This window comes from Catenulispora rubra, assembly GCF_015356825.1.
In the GTDB taxonomy this organism is placed as follows: domain Bacteria; phylum Actinomycetota; class Actinomycetes; order Streptomycetales; family Catenulisporaceae; genus Catenulispora; species Catenulispora rubra.
In genome coordinates this window covers 24,690-40,150 of sequence record NZ_JAACYW010000079.1, presented here as the reverse complement: position 1 = coordinate 40,150, position 15,461 = coordinate 24,690, and the positions used below count along the sequence as shown (strand labels likewise).

8 protein-coding genes and 1 pseudogene are annotated in these 15,461 nt (G+C 70.3%); 3 read left to right on the top strand and 6 right to left on the bottom strand.

Annotated features, from left to right (window positions below; all coding sequences use genetic code 11):
- The 3 genes and pseudogenes from GWK61_RS59670 to GWK61_RS22385 all read right to left on the bottom strand — a co-directional run.
- On the bottom strand, positions 1–1,421 hold a 1,421-nt coding region (locus tag GWK61_RS59670), incomplete at its 3' end, for an alpha/beta hydrolase family protein (protein WP_323747699.1).
- A 31-nt stretch (positions 1,422–1,452) separates the two neighbouring features.
- Positions 1,453–3,228 (bottom strand): annotated as a pseudogene (locus GWK61_RS22390) (glycoside hydrolase family 31 protein); the annotation flags it as partial.
- Positions 3,229–3,390: 162 nt separating this feature from the next.
- Positions 3,391–4,401 carry a LacI family DNA-binding transcriptional regulator gene (locus tag GWK61_RS22385; protein WP_194911032.1) on the bottom strand — a complete coding sequence of 337 codons (1,011 nt, stop codon included), beginning with the start codon at positions 4,399–4,401 and terminating at the stop codon, positions 3,391–3,393.
- 373 nt (positions 4,402–4,774) lie between these two features.
- Here GWK61_RS22385 and GWK61_RS22380 point away from each other — a divergent pair, with 373 nt between their 5' ends.
- Positions 4,775–6,265: a glycoside hydrolase family 43 protein gene (locus GWK61_RS22380; RefSeq protein WP_194911031.1), complete on the top strand. Its 1,491-nt coding sequence runs from the start codon at positions 4,775–4,777 to the stop codon at positions 6,263–6,265.
- Entirely contained in the window at positions 6,265–7,710 is a 1,446-nt protein-coding gene (locus GWK61_RS22375) for an alpha-L-fucosidase (RefSeq protein WP_194911030.1), read from the top strand. The genes GWK61_RS22380 and GWK61_RS22375 overlap by 1 nt, the downstream gene beginning before the upstream one ends.
- Positions 7,711–7,729: 19 nt before the next feature.
- Here GWK61_RS22375 and GWK61_RS22370 read toward each other — a convergent pair whose 3' ends face one another.
- The 3 genes from GWK61_RS22370 to GWK61_RS22360 form a co-directional block, all read right to left on the bottom strand.
- Positions 7,730–9,880 (bottom strand): beta-galactosidase, encoded by a 2,151-nt coding sequence (locus tag GWK61_RS22370; RefSeq protein WP_194911028.1) that lies wholly within the window; start codon positions 9,878–9,880, stop codon positions 7,730–7,732.
- A gap of 56 nt (positions 9,881–9,936) precedes the next feature.
- A complete protein-coding gene (locus GWK61_RS22365; RefSeq protein WP_194911027.1) occupies positions 9,937–10,962 on the bottom strand; it encodes a LacI family DNA-binding transcriptional regulator in 1,026 nt (341 codons plus the stop codon).
- A gap of 169 nt (positions 10,963–11,131) precedes the next feature.
- On the bottom strand, positions 11,132–12,985 hold the full coding sequence (locus tag GWK61_RS22360) for a ricin-type beta-trefoil lectin domain protein (protein WP_228562743.1): 1,854 nt from the start codon (positions 12,983–12,985) through the stop codon (positions 11,132–11,134).
- 141 nt (positions 12,986–13,126) lie between these two features.
- Between GWK61_RS22360 and GWK61_RS59665 the strand changes: the two genes are divergently transcribed.
- The gene (locus GWK61_RS59665; protein WP_194911026.1) at positions 13,127–15,226 is read left to right on the top strand and encodes an alpha-galactosidase; all 2,100 of its coding nucleotides are present in this window, start codon (positions 13,127–13,129) and stop codon (positions 15,224–15,226) included.
- Positions 15,227–15,461 lie beyond the last annotated feature (235 nt).

Here is a 15,461-nt window from a genome sequence, read left to right as displayed (position 1 = left end):
GTGCCACCCACCGCCCCGCCGACCGCGCCAGCCACCGCAGCGGCGAACTCGTGGCCGCGCCCCGACCCGCCGCGCGGATTGGCCAGGAACACTGCGTATCCGGCGCTCGCCAGCCACTGGCCGCAGTCGACCACCGTGAGCGTGAACTCGTCGGCGTGCCGGAAGTACGGGCCGCCGTGGACCAAGGTGACGAGCGGGAACGGTCCCTCGGCCCGCGTTCGGCCGGTCGGCAGGATCAGCAGGCCGTCCAGCTGGAGCCCATCAGAGGCCTGGTAGCTGAGCCGTTCCTGCGCACCCCAACGGATCCCGCGCAGTTCGGGGCCGGTGTCGCTGAGCCGAAGTAGCGGCCCGCCGACGGGACCGGCGTGGACGTTCTTGGGCTCGAGCCCAGTGCTCATCAGCACAGCGAGGCTCTGCCCGGATCGGCTTGCAGAGAGCCCGGCGAGCATGCCAGGCGTGCTGGACAACCGGCGGAACCGCAGCGAGGACGGATCGAGCCGATAGAGCGCAGTGTCGAGCCCGTCGGCGAACAGCGCCAGTGGTGGCCCGCCTCCGACCTGCACTAGCTCGGTAGGGCAGATGGACATGCCAGCCGTGAGATTGCGCTGTTCGACAGTCCGACTGCTCGCGAGCGGAACCGTGTCGAGCACAGCGACCCCGCCGACCAGGTGCCCGGGGGTCACCGCCAAATGGGCCAGATGCCATACGCCGTCGTGCATCCACCAGACCGGGGACCGGGCCTCGAATCCGACGGGGCCGAGATCCTCGACGGCGCCCGTCTCCGGAGCGACCAGATGCAGCCGCGCCGTCATGACACCGGGGTCGAGCTCAGCGGTGGCCCAGCTCAGCACGGCCAACGGCCCGCCATCCGGACGCTGAGTCAGCTCCACGACATGCCGGTCCCCGAGCCCGTCCACGGTGCGAACCACGCCAGTCGCCAAGTCCAGCAGGCGCAGTCGAGTGACAGGAAGGTGCCGGCCCCAGACCTTCACGTCATCGCCCTCGGCCGCAAGACGTTCGTCTTCCGCGAGCAGTGCGACGGTGCGGCCGTCGGCGAGCGGATAGTAGTCGGAGATACCGCCGCGCCACGTGGTCAGGGACTCTGCTTCGGCAATGTCCTCGGTGCCATCCAGAGGGATCTGGTGGAGCTGAGCAACGCCCGGCTCCTCGCGATCGGAGACGAAGAACAGCGAAGCCGAATCCACCGCCCACTTCGGCGAAGCATCGTGGGTCGTACCCGAGCCATCAGTCAACCTACGCGGAGCAGCGCTGCCATCAGCGGCGGCGACCCAAACAGAGCTGTGCGGATACCCCCGCTCCCCACTGTTCGCGACCACCCCGTACGCGACCAGCCGACCGTCCGGCGACATGGTCGGCGCCACAGGCACGGCCATGTCCACCACCACTTCCGCAGTGAGCACGCGGACATCCTGTCCCACCGCCAACGCAATGTCAGTCGAGTTTCGCAACCACGATCGGCAACTCGGCCCCATCCCGCAGGAACAACGGAATCCGCTCCAGCGGCGCATCCACCGTCACAGTCCGCCCGCCCTCGTACTCCTCACCGCTTCAAGCATCCCGCCACGAAGCCCCCGCCGGCAGGTACACCTCCCACACCCGCGCGTCCGCCTCCAACACCGGCGCCACCAGCAAATCCCTCCCGAACAGATACGCGCTGTCCACCTCCCACGCCTGCGCGTCGTCCGGGAACTCCAGGAAGCACGGTCGCATCGGGGGCAGGCCGCCGTCATGCGCCTCGCGCATCGTGTCCAGGACGTACGGCTTCAGCCGTTCGCGCAGCCTGATGTAGTCCGCCATGATCCCCTCGGCCTCCTCGCCGTAGGACCAGACCTCGTTCGGCGCACCGGTCATCGACGGCCCGAACGGCTCGGAGGGGCGGCGGAGGCCGTGGAGGCGGAAGATGGGGCTGAATGTGCCGAACTGGAACCAGCGCACCATCAGTTCGCGGTACTCGGGGGTGCGGGGGTCGCCGCCGTGGAAGCCGCCGATGTCGGTGTTCCACCAGGGGATGCCGCTCAGGGCGGTGTTCAGGCCGGCTGGGATTTGGCGGCGGAGGGTGGCGAAGTCCGTGTTGATGTCGCCGGACCACAGGATTGCGCCATAGCGCTGCGATCCCGCCCAGGCCGACCGGTTCAGCGTCACCACGTCCGCACGGCCCTCGGCCCGCATGCCCTCGTAGAACATGCGCGAGTTCTCCCGCGGGTACATGTTGCCGATTTCCAGACCGGTCCCGGCGTAGTAGCGCAGGTTGGCCGGGTAGCCCGGTTTGAGCTCCGGCTCGCAGGCGTCTGCCCAGAAGACCTCGATGCCGATCGCCAGGTACGAGTCGCGGACCTTCTCCCACACGAAGGCGCGCGCATCCGGATTGGTCGCGTCGTAGAAGGCGACCTGCACGGTCTTGTCGATCCCCTTGTCCGGCCAGTCCGCATGCGCGACCGGCCCGAACTCCGTCCCGATCAGCAGCCCACGCCGCTCCATTTCCGCGTGGTACTCCGACAGGGGGCTGACAGAGGGCCACACCGAGACCATCAGCCGCGTGCCGTAGCCGGCCAGCTCCTTGACGGCTGCGGCCGGGTCCGGCCACTCCTCGGGGTCGAAGCGCCACTCACCCAAGTGCGTCCAATGGAAGAAGTCGGCGACGATCACGTCCAACGGCAGCCCCCGTCGGTGGTACTCCCGCGCGACCGCCAGCAACTCCTCCTGCGAGCGGTAGCGCAGCTTGCACTGCCAGAAGCCGGCGGCCCACTCCGGCAGCATCGGTACGTGCCCGGTGGCGTCGGCGTACCGCCGCTGCACGTCGGCAACCGACCCGGCACTGATCCAGTAGTCGAGCTGCCGCGCACTGTCGGCGACCCACCGCGTGCCGTTCGCGGCCAACTCCACGCGCCCGATCGCGGGGTTGTTCCACAGGAACCCGTACCCGCGCGACGAAACCAGCAACGGGACCGAGACCTCGGAATTACGCTGGACGAGCTCGATCACCGCGCCCTTCTGGTCGAGCATCCCATGCTGGTGCTGCCCGAGACCGAACAGCTTCTCGTCCGGGTACGCCGCGAAACGCTGCTCCAGCCGCGCGTAGCCGTTGCCGTGCGCAGTGCGCAGCCGCGGCCCGGGCCACCAGAAGTGCGCGTCCTGCTCGGCCAGAAGCTCGAAGCCGTCCGCGGTCCTGATGAAGCGGATCCGGCCGCTCAGGGAGACCGTGGCGGTGATGGCGCCGTTGACGACGCTCGCCTCGGTGACGCCGATGGAGACCTCAACGGAGATCTCAGGGTTCGAAGCCGCGTCGTGCACCGGCTCATCGAGCAAAGCTCCGGGCAAGCCGTCCTTTCAAGGCACGGGGAACGTCAGAAAGCTCAAAGCACGCCAGCGTCAGGAAACCGGAGCAGCCGCACTGGACTCACGCACAGTGAGCACAGGCGGAAGCAGCATCAGCGACGACCGCCGATCCCCCTCCAACTGCGTCATCGCCTGGCGCACCGCGTACCGCCCCATCTCCTGCGCCGGGATCGAAACGCTCGTCAACCGCGGCGAGGACTGCAACGCCACCTGATCAGGACAGATCGCCACGACGCTCGCGTCCTCCGGCACCAGCCGCCGAGAAAGCCGCAGCAGGCTCAACAACGGCGCGATCGCCGCCTCGTTCTGCACCACGAACCCGGTCGTGCTCGGCCGCTCCTCCAGAATCCGCGCCAGCACCCCGGCGGTGGACTCGTACGTCCCCTCACACGGCCGGTGCACCGCCCGGATCCCGCGCTCGGCGACCCGGCGCTGGAACCCGGCCAGCGTTCGCGCGGCGAAACCGGTGTGCCGCCGGTACACGGCCTCGCTCTCGCCGATCAGCGCGACGTCGCGGTGCCCGAGGTCGGCCAGATGATCCACGCACGCCGCCCCGGTGGCGTCGAAGTCCAGGTCGACGCAGGTCAGGCCGGCGGCGTCGGCGGGCAGCCCGATCAGCACCGCCGGGGTGTCGGTCTCGCGCAGCACCGGGATCCGGTCGTCGTCGAGTTCGACGTCCATCAGGATCATCGCGTCGGCCACCCCGCTCCCGGAGACCCGGCGCACGCCGCCGGTGCCCTCGTCCTTGGTGAGCAGCAGCACGTCCTGCCCGAACTCGCGGGCCTCGGTGGTCACGGCCATCGCGATCTCCATGATCACCGGCACGTACATGTCGCTGCGCAGCGGCACCATCAGGGCCAGGGTGTTGGAGCGGTTCGAGGCCAGGGCGCGGGCGCCGGCGTGCGGGTGGTAGCCCAGCTCGGCGATCGCCGCCTCCACCTTGCGCCGGGTGTCCTCGGAGATGGAGCGTTTTCGCGACAGCACATACGAGACTGTCGACGACGAGACGCCCGCTTGGCGGGCGACCTCGGCGATGGTCACCATGGTCCTCCTCCGGCCGCGCCCGGACGGTGTCGGCGGACGCGGGCCTTGTGGATAAGGGAACTGCCGCACCCGGCGGCGGATCGGCGCGGTGGTGCGCGGTGGTGCGCGGTCTCGGCACCCGGTGAAGGCGGGTGTCGGTGAAGCGCTTCGACGTCAGGTCTGACCACAGCGTCGGAACCGCGCGCTAGAAGCGTATCCTCGGCGGCTGTAGCCTGTCCAGGACGATATCGAAGCGCTTCGACAGAATTCTCGCGCCGGACGTTGACCGACGGTTAGGCACCCGGCTAGCGTGCCTGAGAAATTATCGGCGCACAATCCTGGAAACTTTCCAAGGCGCTTCCTAGAGACCCTCCGGCGAAAGGCTGCTGCCACCGTGGGCGACACCGCACCGCACCCCGTCCTGCCCGGGTTCCATCCCGATCCGAGCGTCTGCCGGGTCGGGGAGGACTACTACCTGGCGTGTTCCAGCTTCGAGTACTTCCCCGGGGTCCCGGTCTTCCACAGCCGCGACCTGGTGCACTGGCGGCAGATCGGCAACGCGCTGGACCGGCCGAGCCAGCTGCGGCTGACGCAGGCCTGGTCCTCCGGCGGGATCTACGCCCCGACCCTGCGCCACCACGACGGCCGCTTCTGGCTCGTCACGACCAACGCCAGCGGCGGGGGCGGCAACCTCCTGGTCACCGCGACCGACCCGGCCGGGCCGTGGTCCGAGCCGGTCATGCTGCCCGGGGTGCCCGGCATCGACCCGGACCTGGCCTGGGACGAGGACGGCACGTGCTGGTGCACCGTCGCGGGCGTCTCGCAGGTCCGCCTGGACCCGGACACCGGAACCGTCCTCGGCGAGCCGCACCGGATCTGGTCGGGAACGCGCGGCGCGAAGGCTCCCGAGGCGCCGCACCTGTACCGGATCGGCGAGTACTGGTACCTGATGATCGCCGAGGGCGGCACCGAGCGCGGGCACGCCGTGTCCATCGCGCGCGGACCGGCGCCGACCGGACCGTTCGAGCCGTGTCCGGCGAACCCGATCCTGACGCACCGCGGCCAGGAGCACCCGGTGCAGAACACCGGCCACGCCGACCTGGTGCAGGGCCCTGACGGCTCGTGGTGGATGGTCTTCCTCGGCGTGCGTCCGGGCGGCGGCACCCCCGGCTGGCACGTCCTGGGCCGGGAGACCTTCCTCGCGCCGGTGGAGTGGGTCGACGGCTGGCCGGTCGTCGGCGAGGTGGTCTCGGACCTGGCAGGGATCCCCTGGCCGTTGCAGGAGGACGTGGACGAGTCGGTGCTCGACGACTTCGACGACAGTGCCCTGCGACCGCAGTGGATCTCGCTGCGGGACCGGCCCGAGGAGTTCTGCACGACGACCGAGCGGCCCGGCTGGCTGACGCTGCGCGCCCGGGGGACCTCGTTGGACGCCTCCGACGTCGTCTTCGTCGGCCGCCGCCAGCAGCATCGGACCTGCCGGGCCGACGTCCTGATCGACGCCCCCGAGGGCCGCGGCGGGCTGGTCGTCCGGCTCGACGAGCACCACCACTACGAGATCGAGACCGGCGGCGGGGACGTGCGGGTCGTGGCCCGGATCGGGCCGCTGCGTACGGTCGTGGCCTCCCAGCCGGTTCCGGACGGGCCGCTCGTTCTCAGTGTCCGGATCGACGAGAAGCGGGCCGAGGACGCGCGGAGCGGCCCGGACACCGTGTCCTTCGCGGTGGCCGAGCCGGACGGCGAACAGACAACCCTGGCCGCGCTGGACGGCCGCTACCTCTCCACCGAAGTGGCCGGCGGCTTCACCGGCCGCGTCATCGGCATGTACGCCACGGCCGGGACCGTGCGCTTCGACTGGTTCGACTACGTCTCCGGAGGATTCTGATGACCACTGTGCCCGAGATACTGCGTGCCCTCGACCAGACCGTGGGGGAGGGCCCCTTCGGTGCCAGTTGGGAGTCGCTGGCCGGATACCGGGTGCCGGACTGGTACCGGGACGCCAAGTTCGGGATCTTCATCCACTGGGGTCCGTACAGCGTGCCGGCGTTCGGCAACGAGTGGTACCCGCGCAACATGTACGTGGAGGGTTCCCCGGAGTACGAACACCACCGCGAGGTGTTCGGTCCGCAGGACAAGGTCGGATACAAGGACCTGATCCCCAAGCTGACCGGCGAGAACTTCGACGCCGACGGCTGGGCCGCGCTGTTCCGCGAGGCGGGCGCCCAGTACGTCGTCCCGGTCGCCGAGCACCACGACGGCTTCGCCATGTACGACACGGCGCTGAACCCGTGGAACGCCGTGGCGATGGGCCCGCAGCGGGACGTGATCGGCGAGCTCGCCACCGCGGTGCGCGCGCAGTCGATGGTGTTCGGTGTGTCCACGCACCGCGCGGAGCACTGGTGGTTCATGAACGGCGGGATGGCCTTCGACTCCGACGTGCGCGCCGGCGGCCACGCCGACCTCTACGGACCGGCCCAGCCGCAGGAGCTGCCGCCGAGTCCGCAGTACCTGGAGGACTGGCTGGCCCGCACCGCGGAGCTGGTGGATCGCTACCAGCCGCAGATGCTGTACTTCGACTGGTGGATCCACCAGCCCGCGTTCAAGCCGTACCTGCCGCGGCTCGCCGCCTACTACTACAACAAGGCCGCGTCCTGGGATCGCGGACCGGTGCTGGCGTACAAGCACGACGCGTTCGCCCCCGGCACCGCGGTCTACGACGTCGAGCGCGGCGCGAGCGCCGAACTGCGGCCCGACCCGTGGCAGTCCGACACGGCCGTCTCGCGCACGTCCTGGGGCCACGTCGACGGCCACGACTACAAGAGCGGCACCGACCTGCTGGCCTTCCTCGTCGACGTGGTCAGCAAGAACGGCTGCCTGCTGCTGAACATCGGCCCGAAGGCCGACGGCAGCATCCCGGAGCACGAAGCCGGCCTGCTGCGCGAGATCGGCGCCTGGCTCGCGCGCAACGGCGAGGCGGTCTACGCCAGCCGTCCATGGCTCGTCTACGGCGAAGGGCCCTCGCGCGTGAAGGAAGGCCAGTTCACCGAGAACGACCAGCCCGCCTACAGCCCCGCCGACCTGCGCTTCACGACGCGGGACAAGCGCCTGTACGTGACGGCCCTCGGCGGCGCCAGCGAGGGCCGGATCCACATCCGGTCGCTGGGCCGGGACCTGACGCTCTACAACCAGGAGGTCGGATCCGTGCACCTGCTCGGCCACCCCGAACCCCTGGAGTTCGAACGCGGTCCGCAGGAGCTGATGGTGCGGCTGCCGGAGCGCGGCGCGGATCTGCCGATGCCGGTGCTGCGGGTGACGCCGGCAGCCCCCTGACACAGGTAGATTCCTACTGCTAGCCGACGGCGCCGGTGACGAAGACCCGCACGTCCCAAGGCCCAAGCTCGATCGCTTGGCCGGCGGCAACGGAGCCGGAGCCGGGGCCGGCGGCCAGGACATCGTCCACGTCAATCGGCGCCGTGACCCGCACTGGCTCCCAACTCCAGTTGTGAATCACCTGGACGCGGCGCCCGTCCGCCGCCGTCCCGGTCGTCGCCGTGACCGACTCTGGCAGGTCGTGCCATCCGCCGCGGGGCGTCGGGACCAGCCAGGTGGCCAGGGCGCGGGCCATTGACCGGCCCGGGACCGTGCCGACCGTGGTGACGCGGCCCGCGCCGTGGCGCCGGCTCGTCACTGCCGGCCAGCGTCCGAAGTGCGGGTGCTCATACTCGGCCAGTACCTCGGCGCCGGCGTCCGCGACGGTCAGCCCTTCGACCCACCGGGTCGCCGCCGCGTCGTCCGGCAGGTCGAGGCCGAGCGGACTCCCGGCGACGGCGCGCGTCGGCAGCTCGGCGTCCAGGTTGCTGAACTCGTCGTACCAGACCCCTGCGGCTTCCACGAGGCGCGCCGGGGCCGGTTCGTGCCGGGCCCGTGCCTCCTGATCGCCGTAGCCGGTGCGGGGGCCGAGGACGAGGTGGCCGCCGGCGTGGGCGTAGGCGGCCAGCCAGTCGAGGGTCGCGTCGTCGGCGAGGTACAGGCCGGCCGCGATCAGCACCGGGTGCCTGCCGGCCATCGCCTCGGGCGTCATCCCCGCCCGCTCGCCGCGCGGGTCGTGCAGCTGGCGCGCGTGGTAGATGCGCGCCTGCCGTCCGGCGTCGAACACGCCCCGATAGAAGGAGTCGAAGATGCGGTGGTACGAGGCGGCGTCCGGGCCGCCGTCCGGCGTGGCCAGCGGCGGATACTTCTGCATGAGCCACTTGCTCGGCACCGAGTAGACCAGCGCGACGTCGGCGTCGGGCTCGATCCCGGCGACCAGCGGACCGGCGGCCTCGAACTCCGCACCCAGGCGCGCCAGCTCCGCGTACACCCGCCCCGGGCGGCCGCTGTGCGGCAGGACCCCGCCCCAGTACGTCTCCGCGCCGAAGTGCAGCGTGTGCCAGTGCCAGTACTCGATCATCCGCGCGCCGCGAGCGACGAACGCCCACGCCGCCTGCCGCCACTGTCCGTCGAAGCCCGGCCGGTTGTCCCACGGCGAGCCGATCGCCTGCGCGTTGGTCTCGGTGACCAGATACGGCTCCTGCCGGGAGGAGAACATGCGATCCGCGCTCTGATACAGCGCCCACACGCCGGTGGTCTGCCAAATCTGCTCATGGTCGTCCGGCGTCGGGTCGGGCAGCGCCAGGCCGTCCTGCATCGCGTAGTACGGGTTACCCGCGGTGACGTCCAGGGCGTCGGTCAGCTCGTCGTCCTCCAGGGCGACGTGCGCATACGACAGGCACGTGGTGACAAACTGGTCGGGCCGGGCATACTCGCGCGCGATCGAAGCCTGCCAGGCCACGAACTCAGTGGTCTGCCGGGCCAAGAACGCCCGCCACGCCGCGTCGTACTGCGGCTGCGCATTGCCGTCCGGCCGCCACAGGTCGGACCAGTTCGTCAGCCGATGCGACCAGTAGACCAGTCCCCACCCGCGATTAAGGGTCTCCACGTCCCCGTACTCGGCGCGCAGATGGTCGACGAAGCGCTGGAAGACGCCCTCGTTGTGCGGCAGCCGCAGGCCCGGTTCGTTGTCCACCTGGAAGCCGATGACCGCCGGATGCGACCCGTAGCGCGCCAGGATCGCCCGGGAGACCCGCTCGGCGTGGAACCGGAACGCGGCATGGGAGAAATCCGCCTCCTGACGTGCGCCCCAGCCGACCCGCGTGCCGGTCGCCGATTCGGTGGCGATCTCCGGGTAGCGCCGCGCCAGCCACGGCGGCACGGCGTAGGTCGGCGTGCCGAGGACGACCGATATCCCGCGCTCGTGCGCGCCGTCCAGGACCGGCCGCAACCAGTCCAGCTCGAACCGGCCGTCCTCCGGCTCCCAGGTCGACCAGACGGACTCGCCGACCCGGATGACGCTGAAGTTCGCCTCGGCCATCAGGTCCAGGTCGGTCTTGAGCCGATCGTGGGGCTGGTACTCGTGGTAGTAGGCCGCGCCGAACAGGACGCGGTCGGGCAGAGAAGCCATGCCACGGTCTCCGGGTCGTTATTGGTTGTTATTGCTTGTTGTTAGTGGTGAGAGTGTCAGCCTGCTGTTGTCGCAGGCGGCGGCGCAGTGCTCTCCCGCACCGTCAGCGTGGTCGCCATCTCCACCCCCGTCTGCGCCGGCTCCTCCCCGCGCCCCAGGCTCAGCGCCAGCTCGGCGGCGGCCGCCGCCATCTCGGCCAGCGGCCGGTGCACGGTGGTCAGCGGCGGCTCGACCCACGCCCCGACCGGCAGGTCGTCGAACCCGACGACGCTCAGGTCCTCCGGGACGCGCAACCCCGCCTCCCGCGCGGCGCGATAGACACCGAGCGCCTGCAGGTCGCTTGAAGCGAAGATCGCGGTCGGCCGGTCGGCGCGCGCCAGCAGGCCGAGCGCGGCGGCGTGGCCACCCTCGCGGGTGAGCGGGGCGTCGACGACCAGTTCCGGCTCCACCGGAAGGCCGGCGGCCTGCATCGCGGAATGGAAACCGGCCAGGCGCGCGCGGCACGGCAGCAGGTCCGGCGCGCCGATCACGGCGATGCGCCGGTGGCCCAGCTTCACGAGGTGCCGGATCGCGGTCTGCCCGCCGCGCCAGTCCGTGGCGCCGACGAACGGCACGTCGTCCGGCAGCTCGGTGACCGGATCCAGGACCAGGAACGGGATGCCTCGGGTCTTGAGCAGGTCGCGCTCGGTCTCGGACAGCCGCGCCACCGCCAGTACGGCCCGCGGACGCCGCTCGACGAGGTCGTCCACGGCGGTGGCCGTCGCGGCGGCCGGCCCGGACTCGGAGATCACGACGCCGAACCGGTGCTTGCGCGCGACCTGCTCGACCCCGCGGATGACCTCCACCGCCTGCATCCCGGCCAGCTCGTGGAACACCAGCTCCAGGATGTCGTTGCCCTTGGCCGGCGGCTTGCGGTAGCCGTAGCGCTCGATCAGCTCCTCGACGCGCGCCCGGGTCTGCTCCGACACCCCGGACCGGCCGTTGAGGACCTTGGACACGGTCGGCACCGACACGCCCGCCGTCTCCGCGATGTGCGCGATGGTCACGGGCCCCCGCTCGCGCTGCCCTCCCGGCTCCGTCACTTGCGTCTCCTCGTCCGCCACGCCCTATTCATACACCACGGTTGTGGCATCCTTGCAAAGTTTCGCCGGTGCGGACAGAAAGTTGCCCGCACCGGCGCTCAGCGCGGCCGCGCCGTCAGCCGGGTGTCAGCCGGGCGTCAGTCGGGTGCCGGCCCGGTGTCCGTCGGCGTCAGCCGAGCGTCCATCGCTGGTTGCTCTGGCCGTTGCAGCCCCACAGCTGGACCAGGCTGCCGTCGGCGGTGCCGAGGTTGCTGACGTCCAGGCACAGTCCGGACTGGACGCCGGTGATGGAGCCGTCGGCGTTCAGCGTCCACTGCTGGTTCCGCTGGCCGTTGCAGGACCAGATGTCGACCTTGGTGCCGTTGGTGGTTCCGTTGCCGTAGGCGTCCAGGCACATCTGGCTGCTGCCGCTGTAGACGGTGAGCTGGTTCGACGCGGTGTGCGTCCAGATCTGGTTGGCGCTGCCGGAGCAGTCCCAGATCTGCATCTGCGTCCCCGGCGTCGTGACCGCGCCGTTGACGTCCAGGCACTTGCCGGCGCCGACCGCGTGCAGCTCGCCGGTCGAGGCCGGGGAGCCGCCGCTGCCCGGGTGCAGCTGGACGACGACGACCGAGTACGCCGGGACGGTCTGGCTGCCGGCGCCGCCGGTCGCGGCCGAGGTGATCGACGTGCTGTTCTTCAGGTACGAGTACACGGTCGGCGTGCCCGAACCCGGCGTGAAGCCGTTGTAGGACAGCGAGACCGAGGCGTCGTTGTTCGGGTCCTTGTTGATGAGCATGACGTCCACGTCGCCGTTGGCGCGCTTCACAGCGTGCGCGGACACCAGGGACGTCGACGAGCTCGCGGATACCAGGGTGTCGCCGGGCGAGCCGAGCTTGGAGATCATCTCGGTGCCGTAGTAGGCCGGGAACGGGGTGTTCTGCGCCGGCTCGCAGGAGGCTGAGGCGCCGCTGGAGAGCATGCCGTAGTCGTTGAAGTCGGTGGCGCCGTCGACCGTCGTGAGGTTGGTGCAGTCGGTGCCGTTGTGGATGTCCCACCAGTCGACGTTGAACGCGCCGTTCTCCATCAGGGTCAGGTATTGGTCGGGGGCGAACAGGCCGTTCGGCGCGGTGTCCCGGTAGGAGGTGGCGTTGGACTCGGTCACCGCGATGCCGACGTTCGGCGCGTTGGCGCCGGCGTACTGGTTGATGAGCGAGTGCAGGGTGCTCATCATGCTCGGGACGAGGGCCTGCGGCTTGCCCAGCAGATCGGCCTCGCTGGTGCTGCCCGGGTAGGTGTGCACGATCACGAAGTCGATCTTCGAGCCGGCGATCGACATGACCGTGTGGTTCCAGTCCTGGGTGTCGCCGGGGCCGACGATGCCGTCCGGCCAGGACGCCGGCGTGGTCAGCACGGCGCCGATCTTGATGCTCGGGTCGACCGCCTTCATCGCCGAGACGTACTGCAGCAGGTTGGTGGCGTACGTCGTGGCGCTGTGGCTGGAGTGGGTGTCGTTCTCCCACTTGGCGCCGTACTCGCCGTTGCCGTACATCTCGTTGCCGATCTCCCAGTACTTCACGCCGTAGCCCTTGGTGACGTTGGCGTACTGCACCCAGGCTGCGGCTTCCTGCGGGGTGCCGGAGCCGTAGTTCGCGGTGATGATCGCCTGGGCTCCCGCGCCGCGGACGGTGCCCATGTAGTGGTCGAAGTCCGTGTTCGGGGCGACGAAACCGCCGCCGTCGACGGTGTTGGTCTGCCAGTGGTAGCCGTCGGCGTAGCCTCCGCCCGGATAGCGCACGGCGTCCAGGCCCGCGGTGCTGAGTGCACTTTGGACGGCCGGGGTGGCGATGGTGCCGTCGTAGACGGCGAAGTTGACGCCGGTGCCGGTCGCCGGGAGCGTCGCCAGGGCTTGGTTGGCGTTCACCGCGACGGTGGCGGAGGTGCTGGCGGACGCCGGCGGTGCGACCGCGGCGAGCGTGCCACCTGCGGCAAGTGCGAGGGCTGCGCCGAGGCGGAGGAAACGGGTACGGACAGATCTGTGCATGGGGCCCCTCCAACATGGTGGCGGCGGCTACACTGAGGGCCGGCGCGAAAGTTTCGCGCCTATTGCGCGAATGTTTCTGCTGGGGAAAACTAACGACCAGTCAGGCAGCGGTCAAGAGCGACACAGAGACCTGGGGTGCCCGTGACAGACGAGTCAACCTTCTCCTGGGGTCATGCGGCGCTGCGCGTCGACTTCCTCATCGACGCACAGCGCCGCGCCCGGATCGTCGGGCTGGGCCCGGACAGTCCGGTCGTCGCCTCCGAGGGGCTGCCTCTGGTCGAAGTGCTCGTCGCCGGGCACGGACGCTGGGCGGCCACCGAGCGTGCCATCGGGACGGTGTTCGGCGAGCGGCTGGCGTATCAGGGCCATGAGGAGTCCCGCGACGGCGGATGGCTGTGCCTGCGCGTCGATCTGGTCGATCAGGACACCGGTTTGATTGCTCAGGTGCATCTGCGAACCCCTGACGGCGTCGGTGCGGTGCAGAGCTGGGTTCGGCTGGCTAACCAGGGTGAGCAGAGCCTGGTTGTGGAGTCGGTGACGTCGATGGTCCTTGGCGGCATCGCCGATGGCGGCGTGGTGGGACTCGACGTCTGGCACGCCGACAACGAGTGGCTGGCCGAAGGCCGTTGGCAGCGGCGCGCGCTGCGCGAGGTCCTCGTCGACATGAATTTCGGCCGGCACCGGCAGCAGGCGCGCAGCAGCTTCTCGCGCACCAGCCAGGGGACCTGGTCGACGGGACGTCACCTGCCGACCGGCGCGCTCACCGCCCGCGAGAGTGGACGGACCCTGATGTGGCAGGTGGAGAATCCCGGGGGCTGGCGCTGGGAGGTGGGGGAGTACTCGGGAATCGCGTATCTCGCGCTGCTGGGACCGACCGACCGCGACCACCAGTGGCGCCAGTCGCTTCATCCCGGCGGGGAGCTCACGACGGTTCCCGCCGCGATCGCCATCGGCGCTTCACCGGACGGCGGCGACGGTTTCGCCGAGGCGGCAGCCGCCATGACCGCCTACCGCAGGGCTCTGCGACGTCCGCACCAGGACCACACAGCCCTCCCGGTGATCTTCAACGACTTCATGAACACCCTGATGGGAGACCCGACCACCGAACGCCTGCTCCCGCTGATCGACGCCGCGGCTGAGGCCGGCGCGGAGTACTTCGTCATCGACGCCGGCTGGTACGCCGGCGAGGAGGGGTGGTGGGACACGGTCGGGGCGTGGGAGGAGTCGGCGACCCGCTTCCCCGGCGGCCTGATCGAGGTCGTGGAGCGGATCCGGGCCCGCGGCATGGTGCCCGGACTGTGGCTGGAACCCGAGGTGGTCGGCGTGCGCAGCCCGCTGGCCGAGGCGCTGCCGGAGGCCGCGTTCTTCCGGCGCGACGACGAGCGCGTCGTCGACAACGGCCGGTACCACCTGGACCTGCGTCACCCGGCCGTCGTCGCGCACCTCGACGGCGTCGTCGACCGGCTGGTGGCCGACTACGGCGTCGGATATCTCAAGCTCGACTACAACGTGAACCCCGGCCCGGGCACCGACCTGTACGGCGGCAGTCCCGGCGCGGGCCTGCTCGGCCACCAGCGCGCGCTGCTGGACTGGCTCGACGGGGTCCTCGACCGCCATCCGGGCCTGACACTGGAGAACTGCGCTTCCGGCGGCATGCGCAGCGACTACGCGATGCTGTCCCGCCTCCAACTCCAGTCCACCAGCGACCAGCAGGAGCACTACCGCTACCCGGCGATAGCCGCCGCGGCGCCGGCCGCCATCGCCCCTGAGCAGGCCGCGAGCTGGGCCTATCCGCAGCCCGAGTTCGGGGTCGAGGAGAACGCCTTCGTGCTGTGCAACGCGCTGCTCGGCCGCGTCCACCTCTCGGGGCACCTGGACCGGATGACGCCGGAGCAGCGCGCCTTGGTCTTCGACGCGATCGCCGTCTACAAGCGGATCCGCACGGACATCCCGGCCTCGTCGCCCTTCTGGCCGCTGGGCCTGCCGGGCTGGACGGATCCGTGGATCGCGCTGGGCCTGCGCGGCGCGGCGACGACGTACGTGACCGTGTGGCGCCGTCCTGGAGAGGAATCCGCTGCCGAGCAGACGCTGCTGATACCGCACCTCAGGGGGCGTGATGTGGAGGTCAGGGTTCTGTTTCCGCAGGACACGAAGAGCTCGATCGGGTGGAGCCCGGCGGCTGGTGAGCTGACTGTGCAGCTTCCTGTCCTCGGGACCGCCTGCCTGATTGCGATGGGGTGAGGGCTTCTCGGGCGGCGCTTCTGTTTTGTGGTGCTGGGTGGGTGCTGCTTAGGGGCAGTGGGCTGCTGGGTGCGGTTGTTTTGTGGGCTTTAAGAGCTTTTTACGGCTTCGCGCATGGTTGGATGACCTCGCAGGGGGACGCCGCTCGGTTGAGAGACTCATTTCGCGCTGGCAGCCTGGCCGCACCGGTGCGCGGGCGTGCACACCGATACCGCCGGCCGCCAGCGCAAACTGC